We start from the raw sequence: 17043 nt of genomic DNA on the forward strand, positions 1-17043 counted from the left end.
GCGAACACTTTCAGCGATTAGACGGTAACGTGCAGGCGCACATCGACGTTGCCACGGGTGGCGTTGGAGTACGGGCAAACCTGGTGGGCGGCTTCGACCAGGCTTTGCGCGTCGGCTTGTTCAAGGCCCGGCAGATTGATGTGCAGGTCGATGTCCAGACCGAAACCGCCAGGGATCTGGCCGATGCCGACATGGGCGGTGATCGATGCGTCGTCCGGGATTTTGCGTTTGGTCTGGCTGGCGACGAATTTCAGTGCACCGATGAAGCAGGCGGAATAGCCGGCTGCGAACAGTTGTTCAGGGTTGGTCGCTGCGCCGCCGGCACCACCGAGTTCTTTGGGAGTAGCGAGTTTTACATCGAGCACGTTGTCGCTGGAGATCGCACGACCGTCACGGCCGCCGGTGGAGGTTGCGATTGCGGTGTAGAGAGTTTGCATGGTGTGAGCCTCATTCGGAGTTTGATTGTTTGCGCTAAATGTTTGCGCGCTAAGTAAGTGCGACCTGAATGTAGCTCGCTAATATTTAGTGCGCAAGATAAATTTTCTGAAAAAAATGATCCCGATTGAGCGTATGCAGTTAGAAGTGCTGAGTTAGAGCTGTCGAGGCGGTTATTCAGCGGAGAATTTTTTTGAGGAGGAAGGCGAACGAGCGTGGAAAGGACGCCCCAAAACAAATGTGGGAGCGAGCCTGCTCGCGATAGCAATGTGTCTGTCAACATCAATGCTGAATGTCACGCCGTCATCGCGAGCAGGCTCGCTCCCATAGGGGATTTGTGGTGTTTTGGAGGTCAGAGGCTGTCTTGCAGATGGCTGCGCAGCGCTTGAAGATCCGCTTGCAGCTTCTTCAACTGTTCCAGCGTTTGTCCGCTGGCGCCGAGGATGCACTGTGGAATGCCCCGCGCCTGGTCTCGCAGCGCACGACCTTGCTCGGTGAGTTCGACAATCACCACCCGTTCGTCTTCACGGCTGCGGGTACGGCTCAGCAGGCCTTCGGCTTCCAGGCGCTTGAGCAGCGGGGTGAGGGAGCCGGGATCGGTCAGCAGTCGGGTGCTTATTTCGCCGACCGTCAACCCATCCTTTTCCCATAACACCATCATCGCCAGGTACTGCGGATAGGTCAGGCCCAGCGCTTGCAGCAGCGGCTTGTAGACCTTGGTCATCATCAGCGAGGTGGAATGCAGGGCGAAGCAGACCTGATTGTCCAGCAGCAGGTTGTCGCAGTTGTCCGGGGTGTTGCGCTCGGTGTTCATTTCAAAGCCTTGATCAGTGATCGTCATGAATCTAGCGGGCGAATCTTTAATGCGCCAGATAATTCTGGACTAGTGGCGGTCCAGGTTGGTTTGCAGCGCCAGATCCCACGGCGGGATGGGGCTGAAACGGGTCTTCAGGTACTCAAGCAACAAGCGGCTGCGCGAACTGGGTTGCTGCTCCAGGCGCAACGCATAAATGCCGGTGCTTTCCGGTTTTGGCAGACCGTTTTCGCAGAACAGCGGCAGCAGTTCGCCGCGTAATAAATATTCGCTGGCCAGCCAGGTCGGCAAATGCGCGATGCCCAACCCGGCCAATGCACCGCAGACCAGTGCCTCGGCATTGTTGGCGCTCATGCGGATTCGCGCTGGCCGGTGCAAATGCATCTGCCCATCCCGTTCGAAGCGCCAGGCGAACGGCGGAGCCAGGCCCTCCCAGTCGAGACCATCATGGTCGATCAACTGCGCAGGGTCGGTGGGCACGCCACGGCGTTGCAGATAATCGGGGCTGGCGCAGGCGATGCGCACCATGCTCGCCAGCGGCGTCGCCACCAGCCGGGTATCGGCCATTTGCCCGGCCCGCAATACCAGATCGACCTTGCCCAGATTCGAGCCCTGCATGTCGACAAAGCTGTCGATCAGGTGCAATTGCACATCAAGGCCGGGGTAAAGCGTCAGGAAGTCGGCAATCGCCGGTGCCAGGTGTCGGCGTCCGAATGCTGCCGGTGCATCGACCCGAATCAAGCCTTCCGGCGCATTGCTCAGGGACACCGCTTCTGCCCGGGCCAGGCGCAGTTCCGCGACGATCCGCCGCGCGCGTTCGGCGAAGGCCAGACCGGCCGGGGTCGCGCGCACCGCGTGGGTGCTGCGAATGAACAACTGGCTGCCGACGGCGCTTTCCAGGCTGTCGATACGTCGCGCCACCGCCGATGGCGTCAAGGGATGGCGGCGGGACGCGGCGGAAAAACTGCCACTTTCCAGCACATCCAGAAATAGACCAAGTTGTTCGGTCAACTGATTGGGGTTCATGGTTTTGTCGGCGCTTGTGCGAAATTGGCACAGCCATTGTGCGTTGCTGTGCGTTTCCCCGCCAGAGCTGACTGCGTAGGATGAACGGCCTGACAGAAGGAAAATCGCCCGTGATCGAGTTCGTGATGTATCTGTTTTTTGGCGCCGCCCTGGGAACGCTCGGCGGGCTCTTCGGCATTGGTGGCGGGTTGGTCGCGATTCCGTTGCTGGGCGTGTGGTTCGGTCTCGATCAGCAGATCGCCCAAGGCACGGCATTGGTGATGGTGGTGCCGAACGTGATGCTGGCGCTGTGGCGCTATCACCAGCGCAATCGCATCGAGTTACATCATGCGCTGCCTCTGGCCTCGATGGGGTTCTGCTTCGCCTGGATCGGTTCGATCTGGGCGGTGGGCATCGATGCGCAAACCATGCGCGTGGGATTCGTCGCCTTCCTGATCGCCCTGTCGGCCTACAACCTGATGCGAATGTTCACCACCAACGCACCGGCCTCTTCGCAGATGCGCTATTCCTGGCCGTGGCTGGGTGTGCTCGGCGCGGCTTCCGGGACGATGGGCGGACTGTTTGGAGTGGGCGGGGCGGTGGTGGCAACGCCGGTGTTGACCAGCCTGTTCGGTACCACTCAAGTGGTGGCCCAAGGGTTGGCGCTGGCGCTGGCCTTGCCGAGTACGGGCGTCACCCTGGCGACTTATGCGATGCATGATCAGGTGCATTGGGCGATCGGTGTGCCGTTGGCGGTCGGTGGATTGATGAGCATCAGTTGGGGCGTGAGAATTGCCCACGCATTGCCGGAACGGCTTCTGCGCGGGCTGTTCTGTGGTTTTCTGGTGGTTTGTGCGGTGATGCTCGCGTTTAAAGTTTGAAACCTTCGACGATGTGCTCGGCCAGGCATTCGGTGATCGGCGAAGGGTTGTTCAGGTTGCGGATCAGCATGATGCTGGCTTCCGGCAACAGGGGAAGGTCCTGGTCGGCGCCGAGGATGCGCATGTCCGGCGTGATCAGGCTTTCCAGTTGCGCGGTGATCGCAAGCCCTGCGCTGACCACGGCCATCAACGCCGACAGGCTGGAGCTGTTGTAGGCAATGCGGTAATCGCGGCCCATGGCGTCCAGGGCATTGCACGCCCAGACACGGCAGAAACAATCACTGTTGAACATCGCCAGCGGTAGCGGCGTCTGCTCGTGGGCGTTGAAGCATTGAGCTTCGGCCCAGACAAAACGCTCCTTGCGCAACAACTGGCCGATCTCGTTGCCCGGCTCGCGGGTGACGATGGACAGGTCCAGATCCTGGCGTTGCAACAGTTGCCGGGTCGATTCGCAATGAACCTCGATCTGGATCAGCGGGTAGAACTTCGCGAAACGCGACAGGATACCCGGCAGAAAGCGCATCACGTAATCGTCGGGCGTGCCGATGCGCACCGTGCCGACCATGTGGGGCTCGCGCAGGGTATTGAAGACTTCGCTGTGGAGTTTGAGGATGCGCCGCGCATAGCCCAGCAACACCTGGCCTTCGGCGGTCAGCTTGACCTGGCGCCCGTCGCGTTCGAACAGCTGGCGCTGCAACACGTCCTCTTCCAAACGCTTCATCTGCATGCTCACCGCCGACTGGGTGCGGTTGACCATTTCGCCGGCGCGGGTAAAGCCGCCCTGATCAGCGATCGCGACGAAGGTGCGCAGTACATCGGTGTCGATACTGGGGTATGCCGACATTCATCAATCTCCGAGATGCATTCCATCAGAAACATTCGTTGGATTGATCTTAGCGCTGGAGCGAGACTGGATCCATCCCTAAAGGAGGGCAACACGATGAAAGGTCACAACGAGCATGTAACGGAACAAAAATTCTCAATCCACGCGGTATCCGATCTGCTGCACAAGTTTAGTCGCTGGTACGAACTTCACCGTGAACGTGAATTGCTGGCGAGTTTGAGCGACGAAGCACTCAAGGATATCGGCGTGAGCCGTGCGGATGTGGAGCATGAGACGGTAAGACCGTTCTGGGATGATCCGATGCATAAATGATGATGCCATCGCTACACAAACCGCTTTCGGGTGAGGTAGGTTGCGAGCAGACAAGGAGATGCTCATGCCCGCCACACTGTCTTTTTCCCTCAAACAGGCTCGGCGTCTGGCGCTGGCTGCCCAAGGGTTCAACGGGCGCCAGCTGCCGGCGGCGATCAAACCGGTTCAGCTCAACCGACTGATCGAGCGCCTGGGCATTCTGCAGATCGATTCGGTCAATGCGTTGGTGCGTTCGCACTACCTTCCCTTGTTTTCCCGTCTTGGCAACTACTCACCCGACTTGCTCGATCAGGCTGCCTGGAGTCAGGGCCGTCGACGCACGTTGTTCGAGTATTGGGGCCACGAAGCGTCGTTATTGCCGTTGTCGATGTACCCCTTGATGCGCTGGCGCATGCAGCGCGCAGCCCGCGGCGAAGACATCTACCAGCAATTGGCGCGTTTCGGTCATGAGCAGCAGGACACGATTCGCCGCGTGCTGGCATCGGTCCAGGAACTCGGTGCGCTGGGGGCCGGTAGCCTGTCGACCCGTCAGGAGCGGGCAGGGCCGTGGTGGGACTGGAGCGCCGAAAAGCATGCACTGGAATGGTTGTTCGCCGCCGGTGAAGTGACCGTGGCCGGCCGTCGCGGGTTCGAACGGCTTTATGATTTGCCGGAGCGGGTGATTCCTTCGGCGATTCTCCAGCAACCCTTGCTCAGTGAGGCCGAGGCCCAGCGCGGTCTGTTGCTGCATGCCGCCACGGCGTTGGGTATCGGCACGGAAAAGGATCTGCGGGATTATTTTCGCTTGAGCCCGGCAGACAGCCGGCCGCGTCTGGCGGAGCTGGTCGAGGAGGGTGATCTGCTGGTGTGTGAGGTTGAAGGCTGGCGGCAACCGGCCTATTGCCTGCGATCGCCGACAGTACCGCGCAAGGTCCAGGCCAGTGCACTGCTTTCACCGTTCGATTCGATGATCTGGGAGCGCAGCCGGACCGAGCGATTGTTCGATTTCCGTTATCGGCTGGAAATTTATACGCCGCAGCACAAGCGGGTCTATGGCTATTACGTGCTGCCGTTTTTGCACCATGAGCGGATTGCTGCGCGAGTCGACTTGCGAGCCGAACGGGCGTTGGGCCGGTTGGCGGTGCATGCCGTGCACGAGGAAGAACCAGGGCTGGACGAGGCAGGGATGCTGGCGTTGGCGGTCAACCTGCGGCAGATGGCCGATTGGTTGGGGCTGGCGCAAATTCAGTTGAATTGCCCGCGGGCGAGCGCGGCGCGGTTGCGGGTGGCATTGGCTCAATTCAGTGGTGTTTGAGCTGACGCCATCGCGAGCAGGCTCGCTTGTATGGTAGGACTTGAAGGGAGGAGAAGGGACAAGGCTCGATTCTGACTGTTGACGCAGTACAGACCGTGGGAGAGTTCGCCCCTCCTCCTTTCACCCAAGCGCCGATAAAGAATGCATCTGGCCTAGACCGACGATAGGAACAAGCCTGCGCCCCTGGGTGAGCCCTTCAAGTGCTTAAAACCATATCCCGGAGGAAATCCTATGGCAATGCCGGTTTCTGCTTCAAAGCCGATCGTGGGCGTGGATGTCGCCAAGAATGAGTTGGTGATTTATCACGCCGAACTGAGCCTGCTTGAAGAGATTCCCAACAACAAAACAGCCATCAAGAAGTGGTTGAAGGCCTTGCCGAGTACGGTGGCCATTGCCGTCGAAGCCACCAATATCTACCACTTGGAGTTCGCCGATCTGGCCTACGAGGCCGGATGCGTGATTTACATGGTGGGCGGCTATGAACTCAAGCATTACCGCGAAGGTGTGAAGGTCCGCGCCAAAACTGATGCACTGGATGCCAAGCTGCTTGCTCGGTATCTGAAAAATGAACATGAAGAGCTTCACCCATGGACCCCGCCATCCCCGCTATACCGCCAGCTTCTGGGTCTTTTCCGCCGCCGGGCGGCGTTGGTCCAGGCAAGGGTCGGCCTGGTGCAAAGCTGGGCCAATGAGCCGCTGCTCAAGACCGCTTTTGCCGAACAAGTGAAGTCCATGCAACAGCTTGAGATGCTGATCGAGAAGACGATCAACGATCAGCTCAAAGAAGCCGGTTTGCTGGGCCAGTTAAAACGCTGCCTGAAAGTGGAAGGCATTGGTTTTTTGACAGGAGCGCGTTTGATCACGGCGTTTCAGAGGGGTGACTTCAGAAACGCGGATGCTTTTATCGCCTTTCTGGGAATGGATTTGCGGGTATCAAAATCGGGGCAAAAAGATGGCCGCCGCAGTTTGACCAAGCGCGGTGACCCGGAAGCTCGGCGGCTGCTGCACAATGCGGCAATGTCGGCGAGTCGCACCGAGGCCTGGAAAGATTTTTATCAAGAACAAAGAGCTCGGGGTTTCAGCACGACTCAAGCATTGGTGATGCTGGCTCGAAAGCTCGCTCGGGTGGTATTCGCTCTGCTAAAGGGGCAGGACGAATACCAACCGAAAGTCAGTTGAGGGCTTCCCCTCAACCATAGAATCTCCCACAGGTACAGCGCAATCCTGTGGGAGCGAGCCTGCTCGCGATGGGTTCAGTGCGGTTTAACGCCGAACCTGCTTCAGGGTCTCGGCAATCAAAAACGCCAGTTCCAGCGACTGATCGGCATTCATCCGCGGGTCGCAATGGGTGTGGTAACGATCCGACAAGCCATCCTCGGTAATCGGCCGCGCGCCGCCGATGCATTCGGTGACGTTCTGCCCGGTCATTTCGATGTGGATGCCGCCGGCATAACTGCCTTCCGCTTCGTGAACCTGGAAGAACTGTTTCACCTCGCCAAGGATCTGCGCAAAGTCGCGGGTCTTGTAGCCGCTGCTGGCCTTGATGGTGTTGCCGTGCATCGGGTCGGAGCTCCAAAGCACCTGCTTGCCTTCGCGCTGCACCGCGCGAATCAGTTGCGGCAGGTGATCGCCGACCTTGTTCGCGCCCATCCGGGCAATCAGGTTCAGGCGGCCCGGGTCGTTGTCCGGGTTGAGCACATCGATCAGGCGAATCAGGTCTTCAGGGTTCATGCTCGGGCCGACCTTCACCCCGATCGGGTTGTGCACCCCGCGCAGGAATTCGACATGGGCACCGTCGAGCTGACGGGTACGGTCGCCGATCCACAGCATGTGGGCCGAGCAGTCGTAGTAGTCGTTGGTCAGGCTGTCGCGACGCACGAAGGCTTCTTCGTAATTCAGCAGCAGCGCTTCGTGGGCGGTGAAGAAACTGGTTTCACGCAGTTGCGGCGAGCTGTCCATGCCGCAGGCACGCATGAAGGCCAGGGTTTCATCGATGCGGTCAGCCAGGTGACTGTACTTCTCGGCCAGCGCCGAGTTGGCGATGAAGTCCAGGTTCCATTTGTGCACCTGATGCAGGTCGGCAAAGCCGCCTTGGGCAAAGGCACGCAGCAGGTTCAGGGTCGCGGTGGACTGGTGATAAGACTGCAGCAGGCGATCCGGGTCCGGCACGCGGCTTTTTTCGTCGAACCCGATGCCGTTGACGATGTCGCCACGGTAGGCCGGCAGCGTCACGCCGTTGATGGTTTCATCGTTGGCCGAACGGGGTTTGGCGAACTGACCGGCCATGCGTCCGACTTTGACCACCGGGCAACCGGCGGCGAAGGTCATGACGATCGCCATTTGCAGCAGCACTTTAAAGGTGTCGCGAATTTTCGCCGCGGAGAATTCGGCGAAGCTTTCGGCGCAGTCGCCGCCCTGCAACAGAAACGCCCGGCCCTGGGTGACTTCGGCAAACTGACGGCGCAACTCCCGCGCTTCACCAGCAAACACCAGCGGCGGATAGCTCGCCAGGGTTTGCTCGACGTGCAGCAAATGCGCCGCGTCGGGGTATTGAGGTTGTTGCTGGATCGGCAGGGCGCGCCAGCTGTCAGGGCTCCAGGGTTGGCTCATCGCATTCTCTAGTGTTTTACGCTCGGACGGTTATGTTATCAGCAATTAGTGCGTGACCTGTTCCCGTCGCTTCGCAGACAATCGCGCCTTTGCCGCTTTATGTTGCGGTTTATCGTGTTGCCGGGGCCGGTAACGATCAGGAGACGAAATGACTGAGGAGCGCGTCGAGCATCTGCTCGCCGAGGTACAGGATGAGTTCGGCGTGATTCGTGTGCTGGAAGTGGCTGATTACCGTTTCCTGGAGTTCGGTGACGCCATCGAGCAGAGCTGCGTGTTCACCGCCGACCCTAGCTGGCTTGAGTACGATTACACCCGCGCGATGCTGATTGGTGCGCTGTGCCACGAGCAGCCGGAAAGCGCGCTGTTCCTCGGCCTTGGCGCCGGGACACTGACCCAGGCTTGCCTGAAGTTCCTGCCACTGGACGATGTCGAAGCCATCGAGCTGCGTCCCGACGTGCCGCGCCTGGCCATTGAGTATTTGGGGCTGGATGATGATCCGCGGCTGTACATCCGCGTCGGCGATGCCTTGGAGCTACTCGAAACGGCTGAACCGGCCGATCTGATTTTCGTCGACCTGTATACCGATGTCGGGCCGGGTGTCGGGCATCTGGCCTGGAGTTTTCTGGAAGACTGTCAGAAACGGCTGAATCCGGGTGGCTGGCTGGTGATCAACCAGTGGGCCACCGACGATGGCAAACCGTTGGGCGCGGCATTGTTGCGCGGCCTCTATCACCGGCATTACTGGGAACTGCCGGTGAAGGAGGGCAACGTGATTCTGATCGTGCCATCGGAGCTGGATCAGGAACTGGACATGGACGGGCTGATCGCACGTGCCGAAGACCTGGCGCCACGCTTGGGGTATTCGTTGCAGTCGTTGATCAAGGTGATTCGGCCGGCGACATGAAGCAATGAGGTCACCTGTGGCGAGGGGGCTTGCCCCCGTTCGGCGGCGAAGCCGTCGTAAAACCAGCAATTGCGGTGTGCCTGATACACCCGAATTGAATGGTTTTGGGGTTGCTGCGCAACCCAACGGGGGCAAGCCCCCTCGCCACAGGTTGAATGTCAGCAGCCTTTAAAAACGCCCGGCCGCTTCTCGATCATCGACCGCACGCCCTCCTTGGCATCTTCGCTATTCAGCAATGTCTTCACTAGCGCCGGCAAGGCCTGAGCCGCCGCGGTTTCACCTTCATAGCGCGCCTGCCGGGCAGACATCAACGTTGCCTGGACTCCCAGTGGCGCCTGCCGGGCAATCCGCTGCGCCAATTCAATCGCCCGTGGCAGTAAGTCCTCACTGGCCATGACTTCCTGCACCAAGCCCAGATGCAAGGCGTCATGAGCGTCGAATTCATCACCGGTGAGCAGCCAGCGCATGGCATTGCCCCAACCCGCGACCTGGTGCAGGCGCAAGGTGGCACCGCCGAACGGGAAAATCCCGCGCTGCACTTCCTTCTGGGCGAAACGGGTATTGCTGGCGCACAGGTTGATGTCGGCGGCCAGCATCAGCTCGATGCCAACGGTCAGGCAGTAGCCCTGCGCCGCGACAATCACCGGTTTGCTCACCCTGGGGCCGGCGAGCACGCCCCATGGATCGCAGCCACCGGGCGGTGCCTGCCAGCCTTCGGCCAGGGCTGCGCCGGCGCTGACCAGATCGAGCCCGGCAGTAAAATGCTCACCATGGCCAAACACCACCGCCACCCGCGCTTCACTGTCGGCCTCGAACTCGCCATAGGCCAGGCTGAGTTCGTTGAGCAGGCCGAGGTCGAAGGCATTGCGCTTGGCCACCCGATCCAGGCCAATCATCAGGACATGACCGTGCCGTTCACGGGTTACACGACTGGAGCTGGGCTGATTCATGGAACATTTCCTCGGGCGGGAAGGGGCGGGAAGGAATATGTGAGGCCGCTGGTCTGCATCATAAGGGTGAACCGTTTTAGCGCCATCGCCAGCAGGGCCGGGCCTTTGGAAAATAGACTGTCGCACAATTATCCGCAAAGCCTGTGACACAACGGTATAGGCGGGTTTTTTCCGATAAAAAAAGCTCCCTTTTTGGGCAAATTCCGGTATAGTGCGCGCCGGCCTTTAACCGGGCCGCGTTTAGGTAGCGCAATTCCCCGAAGCCAGCTTCGGCTGCACGTCCGCCCAGCGGACTCTTCCTTGACGATTCTTTTCATTCATTCGTTTTCGCAAATCCCCGCCGACAAAGCTGCCAGGGCGACTCTTGAGTCTCAACACGGCATGTGCAGCTTTGGAGCATGGGTCTTTGCGGATGCACTTAGAGGCAGACCCATGACCCAGGAAATCGGCGGCTTCGCCGCTCTTGAACTTCACCCTAATATTGTCGCTGCAGTAGTCGCTACCGGCTATGAAGAGCCTTCGGCCATTCAGCAGCAGTCGATCCCGATCATTCTCGCCGGTCACGATATGATTGGCCAGGCGCAAACCGGTACCGGTAAAACCGCTGCCTTTGCCCTGCCTATCCTGCACCGCATTGATCCGTCCAAGCGCGAGCCGCAAGCTCTGATCCTGGCCCCAACTCGTGAGTTGGCGCTACAAGTTGCAACCGCTTTCGAAACCTACGCCAAGCAAATGCCGGGCGTAACTGTTGTGGCTGTCTACGGCGGCGCGCCGATGGGCCCACAATTGAAAGCAATCCGTAATGGCGCACAGATCGTTGTCGCCACTCCGGGTCGTCTGTGCGACCACCTGCGTCGCGACGAAAAAGTCCTGGCTACCGTGAACCACCTGGTTCTGGATGAAGCGGACGAAATGCTCAAACTGGGCTTCATGGACGACCTGGAAGTTATCTTCAAGGCCATGCCGGAAACCCGTCAGACCGTATTGTTCTCGGCCACCCTGCCGCAATCGATCCGTGCCATCGCTGAGCGCCACCTGCGCGATCCGAAGCACGTGAAGATCCAGAGCAAGACTCAGACCGTTACCGCGATCGAACAGGCTCACCTGTTGGTTCACGCTGACCAGAAGACCTCTGCCGTTCTCAGCTTGCTGGAAGTGGAAGATTTCGACGCCCTGATCATGTTCGTGCGCACCAAGCAAGCGACCCTGGACCTGGCCAGTGCCCTGGAAGCCAAAGGCTACAAAGCCGCTGCGCTGAACGGTGACATTGCCCAGAACCAGCGTGAGCGCGTGATCGACTCCCTCAAGGATGGCCGTCTGGACATCGTTGTGGCGACCGACGTCGCGGCTCGTGGCCTGGACGTTCCGCGTATCACTCACGTGTTCAACGTTGATATGCCGTACGACCCGGAATCCTACGTTCACCGTATCGGCCGTACCGGCCGTGCCGGTCGCGAAGGTCGCGCGCTGTTGCTGGTGACTCCTCGTGAGCGCCGCATGCTGCAAGTGATCGAGCGTGTCACCGGTCAGAAAGTTGCCGAAGTTCGCCTGCCGGACGCTCAGGCCGTTCTCGATGCCCGCATCAAGAAACTGACCAACAGCCTGTCGCCGCTGGTCGCTGATGCCGAATCGACCCACGGTGATCTGCTGGATCGTCTGACCGCCGATATCGGTTGCAGCCCGCGTGCCCTGGCCGCTGCTCTGCTGCGCAAGGCAACCAACGCTCAGGCGCTGACCCTGGCCGCGATCGAGAAAGAACGTCCACTGGTGCCGAACAATGCACCGCGTGGCGATCGTCCAGAGCGTTCCGGTGATCGTCCGGATCGTGGTGACCGCGAGCGTCGTGCTCCGATCCCGCTGGCCGAAGGTCGTGCTCGTTGCCGTACCGCGCTGGGTGCGCGTGATGGTATCGCTGCCAAGAACCTGCTGGGCGCCATCCTCAACGAAGGTGGTCTTGCGCGTGAAGCTATCGGTCGCATCCAGGTGCGTGACAGCTTCAGCCTCGTCGAGCTGCCGGAAGATGGTCTGGAGCGACTGCTGACCAAACTGAAGGACACTCGTGTTGCCGGTAAGCAGTTGAAGCTGCGTCGCTATCGCGAAGATTGATCCGCTCTCGGGCTGATTGATCGCACATAAAAAATCCCCGACTGGTTCGGGGATTTTTTTTGTCTGCTGTTTTGTGTCCGGCGTTTGAGCGCAGGCGCCCCTATCGCGACTCGGTCTACCTGTCAGCCAAAGCGATAAATATCCATCCCCAGCGCACCCATGGTGAAACCCTGATGGGCAATGCTGAACTCACCCCCGGCCGCGCGGGCAAAGTACAGCGGCAGCAAATGCTCATCACTGGGGTGGTTACGCACAGCGTTCGGCGCTTGCTGACGATAGTCGTGCAACGCGGCTTCGTCGTTCGCTTCGAGCTTCTCGATCATCCAGTCGCGAAATGCCTTGGCCCATGGTTCGACACTTTCCGGGCCGGCGTGCCAGTCCAGTTCGCGCAGGTTGTGGGTGATGCTGCCGGAGCCAATCAACAGCACGCCATGTTCGCGCAGGCTGGCCAAGGCATGGCCGACGCGGGTTTGCAGGGCAGGGCCGCCACGGGTGGGTAACGAGACCTGCACCACCGGGATGTCAGCCTGGGGATACATCAACGACAAGGGCACCCAAACGCCATGGTCGAAGGGGCGCTGGGTGTCGATGCGCGCAGGCAGGCCATCGGCCTTCAACAGCTCGGCAACCTCCGCCGCCAGTTGTGGATTGCCGGGGGCCGGGTACTGCACCTCGAACAAGGCTTTCGGAAAACCGCCGAAGTCGTGCCAGGTTTCAGGCTGGGGGTTGCCGCCGACCAATAGTTCGCTGCTTTCCCAGTGCGCGGAAACGATCACAATGGCCTTGGGTTTCGGCAAAGCTGCGGCCAGACGCGCGAGGGCCGGTCCGCTGGTGCCGGGTTCCAGGGCCAGCATGGGGGAGCCATGGGAGATATACAGGCTGGGGAACATAAATGAGCTCCTGAGAGTAAGATGGCACCATCTTCAGTCAGATCATTGATCTAAATCTAATATAAGTTTTAGGGTCTTTTGATCGAATTTTTCGGGGTTAATTATGCAGCCGGAGTTTTGGCACAAACGATGGGCGTCGAATCAGATCGGCTTTCATCTGCCGGAAGTGAATCCCTATCTGCAACGGTTTTGGCCTGCGTTGAGCCTGGAAGAGGGCGCTCGCGTGCTGGTGCCGCTGTGTGGGAAAAGCCTGGATCTGTTGTGGCTGGCGCACCAAGGTCATGAGGTCTTGGGGATTGAGCTGTCGGAAAAGGCCGTGGAGGATTTCTTCAGTGAGCATCAATTTGACCCGGATGTCAGTGAGCAGGGGCCGTTCAAGGTCTACCGCGCAGGTTCAATCGAGTTGTGGTGTGGCGATTTCTTTGAGTTGACGGCAGGCGATGTCGCCGATTGCAGTGCACTGTACGACCGCGCGGCGTTGATTGCCCTGCCGCCGGCGATGCGTGAACAATACGCGGCTCATTTGATTCGCATTCTGCCGAAGGATTCTCTGGGGCTGTTGATTACCCTGGATTACGACCAGGCGCAGATGGACGGGCCGCCGTTTGCGGTGCTTGACGACGAAGTGCAACGGTTGCTGGGCGCTTCGTGGGAGCTGAAGATCCTGGAAGACCAGGATGTACTGGGCGAGAGCTGGAAGTTTCTCGAGGCCGGTGTCACTCGGCTTGAGGAGCGGGTGTATCGGATTTCCAGCTGATAGATTTGTGTTGTTTGTGTCGGCCCGCGAAGGGGTCATTGAGAACACCCTATCAATCAAGCAGACATAAAAAAGGCCCGCATCGCGCTGCGGGCCTTTTCTTTTAGTGCGGAGTTTATTGGCCCCGACGACGCAGTGCGTCGATGCGCTCTTCCAGCGGTGGGTGGCTCATGAACATACGGGCGAACCCTTGTTTGAGACCACCGTTGATGCCGAAGGCATTCAGGGTGTCCGGCATGTGCACCGGCAGCCCTTGTTCGGCACGCAGACGCTGCAGGGCGCCGATCATTGCGCTGGTACCCGCCAGGCTTGCGCCGGCCTCGTCGGCACGGAATTCACGCTTGCGCGAGAACCACATGACGATGGCGCTGGCCAGAATGCCCAGAACCAGTTCGGCGAAGATGGTCGCCACGTAGTAGGCGATGCCTTGGCCTTCTTCGTTCTTGAAGATCACCTTGTCGACAAAGTTGCCGATGATCCGGGCGAAGAACATCACGAAGGTGTTCACCACGCCCTGGATCAACGCCAGGGTGACCATGTCGCCATTGGCCACGTGGCCGATTTCGTGGGCCAGAACGGCTTTCACTTCATCCGGCGAGAAACGCTCGAGCAAGCCCTGGCTGACCGCGACCAGTGCATCGTTCTTGTTCCAGCCGGTGGCGAAGGCGTTGGCTTCATAGGCCGGGAAAATCCCGACTTCGGGCATCTTGATCCCGGCTTCGCGGGACAGTTGCTCGACGGTTTGCAGCAGCCATTGTTCGTGCCGGGTGCGCGGCTGGCTGATGATCTGGGTGCTGGTACTCATTTTCGCCATCCACTTGGAGATGAACAGCGAGAACAGGGAACCGGCGAAACCAAAGACCGCACAGAAAATCAGCAGCTGATTGAGGTTGAGATCAACCCCATTGGCCGCCATGAACCCGTTGAAGCCGAAAAGGCTCAGGGTGATGCTGGCAATCAGCACGACCGCCAGGTTAGTGGCCAAAAACAGCAGGATGCGCATCATGGTTGTAGAAATCTCCTCGTGCTAAAGATGTAGCGTACTGCGGGGTATATAAGGTGCTGCACCGGGCTATTCAACCGGGTGACTATTTCAAACTGTGTCCTACGGCAACAGTTTAGCTGCATGAAGGACATTTCCGACGTCGGCATGGGGAGTGTTTGTCAGCCGATTAATCTCGCAGGCCCCGTCTTTGCTAGACGCGGGCACAGGACAAGTCGCCAGACGGCGCTTGCAGGAAGAATGTGCGGCAGGGTGCAAAGATATGTTGCTGAATTAATCACCGTGCGACTTCAGCTAGCGTCGCACGGTGACAGACCGCTTATTGGCGATAGGATTTGAGGAAGTTGCCGATCCGGCCAATGGCCTGATCCAGGTCGTCGACCCGTGGCAGGGTGACCACGCGGAAGTGGTCCGGCCATGGCCAGTTGAAAGCCGTGCCTTGTACCACCAGTAGCTTCTCCGAGAGCAGCAGGTCGAGCACGAATTTCTCGTCGTTGTGAATCGGGCAGACTTTCGGGTCGATCCGTGGGAACGCATACAACGCCCCCATCGGCTTGACGCAGCTCACCCCCGGAATGTCGTTGAGCAATTCCCAGGTACGATTGCGCTGTTCCAGCAGACGCCCTTGGGGCAATACCAGGTCGTTGATGCTCTGATAGCCACCGAGGGCGGTCTGGATTGCATGCTGGCTCGGTACGTTGGCACAAAGGCGCATGTTGGCCAGCATGTCGATGCCTTCGATGTAGCTCTGGGCATGGTGTTTCGGGCCGGAAATGGCGATCCAGCCGGAGCGGAAACCGGCCACGCGATAGGACTTGGACAGGCCGTTGAAGGTCAGGCACAGCAGGTCCGGTGCCAGCGAGGCGGTGCAGATGTGCACGGCATCGTCGTACAGGATCTTGTCGTAGATCTCGTCGGAGAACACCACCAGATTGTGCTGACGGGCCAGTTCCAACATGCCCAGCAGGACTTCTTTCGAATACACCGCGCCGGTCGGGTTGTTCGGGTTGATGATCACCAGGGCCTTGGTGTTCGGGGTGATCTTGGCCTTGATGTCGGCCAGGTCAGGCCACCAGTTGGCCTGTTCATCACACAGGTAATGCACCGGGTTGCCGCCCGCCAGGCTCACTGCGGCAGTCCACAACGGATAGTCGGGGGCCGGCACCAGCACTTCGTCGCCGTTGTTGAGCAGGGCCTGCATCGACATCACGATCAACTCGGAAACGCCATTGCCCAAGTAGATGTCTTCAATGCCGACGCCTTCCACCTGCTTTTGCTGGTAGTACTGCATCACGGCTTTACGGGCGCTGAACAGGCCTTTGGAGTCGCTGTAGCCCTGGGCGGTCGGCAGGTTGCGGATCACGTCCTGAAGGATTTCATCCGGCGCTTCGAAACCAAAGGGCGCCGGGTTGCCGATGTTCAGCTTGAGGATGCGATGGCCTTCCTCTTCCAGGCGTTTGGCGTGCTTGAGCACTGGGCCGCGAATGTCGTAGCAGACGTTGGCGAGCTTGTTCGATTTGCTGACCTGCATGGCGATGTGTTCCCGAAAATGAACGATCCAGGCGGCGTGTGAACGACCGTACTGGGAATCCTGCGTATTCACACAGGCCTGACGCCTTGAGTGGCGGCATTCATAAATCCGTTTGAATGCACGTGGTCTGGCTGCCAGACTGGCGTTTGACGAGGCGCAATCATACGTGCCGCCCGATCCGTGGAAAAGATACAGATCGGGCTTTTTCAGCTGCTGAGGTGTAACGATGGAAAAATTGCAGAAAACCCTGGAAGAATGGCGGGCCATGCTTGATCCGGAGCAGTACAACGTTTGCCGCCTCAAGGGCACCGAGCGGCCATTCTCCGGCAAATACAACGGCACCAAAACCGACGGTGTTTACCACTGCATCTGCTGCAACGCGCCGCTGTTTGACTCCAAGACCAAATTCGATTCCGGTTGCGGCTGGCCGAGCTTCTACGCGCCGATCGGCGACAGCGCCATGGTCGAGATCCGTGACATCAGCCACGGCATGATCCGCACCGAAGTGGTCTGCGCCAAATGCGATGCGCATCTCGGACATGTGTTCCCGGACGGACCGCCGCCCACTGGCCTGCGTTATTGCATCAACTCGGTGTGCCTGGACCTCGTTCCCCGCGAATAATGCGAGCCCCGTAGGAGCGAAGCTTGCTCGCGAAGGCGTCTTGGCATTCAACACTGATGTTGACTGGCCCGGCGCTTTCGCGAGC

At 59.4% G+C, this 17043-nt stretch carries 17 protein-coding genes; 8 read left to right on the top strand and 9 right to left on the bottom strand.

Annotation, left to right across the window (positions count from 1 at the left end):
* Nucleotides 1-17 precede the first annotated feature (17 nt).
* The 3 genes from ACZ9BB_RS03810 to ACZ9BB_RS03820 all read right to left on the bottom strand — a co-directional run bounded on the left by ACZ9BB_RS03810 (nt 18) and on the right by ACZ9BB_RS03820 (nt 2275).
* Complete coding sequence (locus ACZ9BB_RS03810) at nt 18-437, bottom strand: organic hydroperoxide resistance protein (protein WP_047295466.1); 420 nt, start codon at nt 435-437, stop codon at nt 18-20.
* A 350-nt stretch (nt 438-787) separates the two neighbouring features.
* Entirely contained in the window at nt 788-1249 is a 462-nt protein-coding gene (locus tag ACZ9BB_RS03815) for a MarR family winged helix-turn-helix transcriptional regulator (RefSeq protein ID WP_476218189.1), read from the bottom strand.
* A gap of 69 nt (nt 1250-1318) precedes the next feature.
* Nucleotides 1319-2275: a LysR family transcriptional regulator gene (locus ACZ9BB_RS03820; RefSeq protein WP_476212605.1), complete on the bottom strand. Its 957-nt coding sequence runs from the start codon at nt 2273-2275 to the stop codon at nt 1319-1321.
* Nucleotides 2276-2385: 110 nt separating this feature from the next.
* On the opposite strand from ACZ9BB_RS03820, the gene ACZ9BB_RS03825 reads away from it, so the two are divergent.
* The gene (locus tag ACZ9BB_RS03825) at nt 2386-3135 is read left to right on the top strand and encodes a sulfite exporter TauE/SafE family protein (protein WP_476212606.1); all 750 of its coding nucleotides are present in this window, start codon (nt 2386-2388) and stop codon (nt 3133-3135) included.
* Here ACZ9BB_RS03825 and ACZ9BB_RS03830 read toward each other — a convergent pair.
* Nucleotides 3125-3979, bottom strand: coding sequence for a LysR family transcriptional regulator (locus ACZ9BB_RS03830; protein WP_476212607.1), 855 nt, complete (start codon nt 3977-3979; stop codon nt 3125-3127). The two genes, ACZ9BB_RS03825 and ACZ9BB_RS03830, sit on opposite strands and share 11 nt — an antisense overlap.
* Before the next feature lie 96 nt (nt 3980-4075).
* Here ACZ9BB_RS03830 and ACZ9BB_RS03835 point away from each other — a divergent pair, with 96 nt between their 5' ends.
* From ACZ9BB_RS03835 to ACZ9BB_RS03845, 3 genes are all read left to right on the top strand, one after another.
* Nucleotides 4076-4291, top strand: a complete 216-nt coding sequence (locus ACZ9BB_RS03835; protein WP_476212608.1) for a DUF1127 domain-containing protein — start codon at nt 4076-4078, stop codon at nt 4289-4291.
* A gap of 64 nt (nt 4292-4355) precedes the next feature.
* Complete coding sequence (locus tag ACZ9BB_RS03840; RefSeq protein WP_476212609.1) at nt 4356-5585, top strand: winged helix-turn-helix domain-containing protein; 1230 nt, start codon at nt 4356-4358, stop codon at nt 5583-5585.
* A 231-nt stretch (nt 5586-5816) separates the two neighbouring features.
* The gene (locus ACZ9BB_RS03845; RefSeq protein WP_476212610.1) at nt 5817-6764 is read left to right on the top strand and encodes an IS110 family transposase; all 948 of its coding nucleotides are present in this window, start codon (nt 5817-5819) and stop codon (nt 6762-6764) included.
* 84 nt (nt 6765-6848) lie between these two features.
* On the opposite strand, the gene ACZ9BB_RS03850 is transcribed toward ACZ9BB_RS03845, so the two are convergent.
* Nucleotides 6849-8195: a class II 3-deoxy-7-phosphoheptulonate synthase gene (locus tag ACZ9BB_RS03850; RefSeq protein WP_007899909.1), complete on the bottom strand. Its 1347-nt coding sequence runs from the start codon at nt 8193-8195 to the stop codon at nt 6849-6851.
* A 148-nt stretch (nt 8196-8343) separates the two neighbouring features.
* Between ACZ9BB_RS03850 and ACZ9BB_RS03855 the strand changes: the two genes are divergently transcribed.
* A complete protein-coding gene (locus ACZ9BB_RS03855; protein WP_476212611.1) occupies nt 8344-9099 on the top strand; it encodes a spermidine synthase in 756 nt (251 codons plus the stop codon).
* Nucleotides 9100-9257: 158 nt separating this feature from the next.
* Here ACZ9BB_RS03855 and ACZ9BB_RS03860 read toward each other — a convergent pair whose 3' ends face one another.
* Nucleotides 9258-10049 (bottom strand): crotonase/enoyl-CoA hydratase family protein, encoded by a 792-nt coding sequence (locus ACZ9BB_RS03860; protein WP_476212612.1) that lies wholly within the window; start codon nt 10047-10049, stop codon nt 9258-9260.
* 432 nt (nt 10050-10481) lie between these two features.
* Between ACZ9BB_RS03860 and ACZ9BB_RS03865 the strand changes: the two genes are divergently transcribed.
* On the top strand, nt 10482-12155 hold the full coding sequence (locus ACZ9BB_RS03865; protein ID WP_476212613.1) for a DEAD/DEAH box helicase: 1674 nt from the start codon (nt 10482-10484) through the stop codon (nt 12153-12155).
* A 122-nt stretch (nt 12156-12277) separates the two neighbouring features.
* Here ACZ9BB_RS03865 and ACZ9BB_RS03870 read toward each other — a convergent pair whose 3' ends face one another.
* A complete protein-coding gene (locus ACZ9BB_RS03870) occupies nt 12278-13045 on the bottom strand; it encodes a DODA-type extradiol aromatic ring-opening family dioxygenase (protein WP_476212614.1) in 768 nt (255 codons plus the stop codon).
* Between the two features lie 103 nt (nt 13046-13148).
* On the opposite strand from ACZ9BB_RS03870, the gene ACZ9BB_RS03875 reads away from it, so the two are divergent.
* The gene (locus ACZ9BB_RS03875) at nt 13149-13802 is read left to right on the top strand and encodes a thiopurine S-methyltransferase (RefSeq protein ID WP_476212615.1); all 654 of its coding nucleotides are present in this window, start codon (nt 13149-13151) and stop codon (nt 13800-13802) included.
* Nucleotides 13803-13917: 115 nt separating this feature from the next.
* Here the strand turns inward: ACZ9BB_RS03875 and htpX are convergent, their stop codons facing one another.
* The gene (htpX, locus tag ACZ9BB_RS03880) at nt 13918-14808 is read right to left on the bottom strand and encodes a protease HtpX (protein ID WP_476212616.1); all 891 of its coding nucleotides are present in this window, start codon (nt 14806-14808) and stop codon (nt 13918-13920) included.
* A 316-nt stretch (nt 14809-15124) separates the two neighbouring features.
* Nucleotides 15125-16336, bottom strand: coding sequence for a pyridoxal phosphate-dependent aminotransferase (locus tag ACZ9BB_RS03885; RefSeq protein WP_007940017.1), 1212 nt, complete (start codon nt 16334-16336; stop codon nt 15125-15127).
* Between the two features lie 226 nt (nt 16337-16562).
* Between ACZ9BB_RS03885 and msrB the strand changes: the two genes are divergently transcribed.
* Entirely contained in the window at nt 16563-16958 is a 396-nt protein-coding gene (gene msrB, locus ACZ9BB_RS03890; RefSeq protein WP_476212617.1) for a peptide-methionine (R)-S-oxide reductase MsrB, read from the top strand.
* Nucleotides 16959-17043: the final 85 nt, after the last annotated feature.

This window comes from Pseudomonas sp. TE3552, from assembly GCF_056278945.1.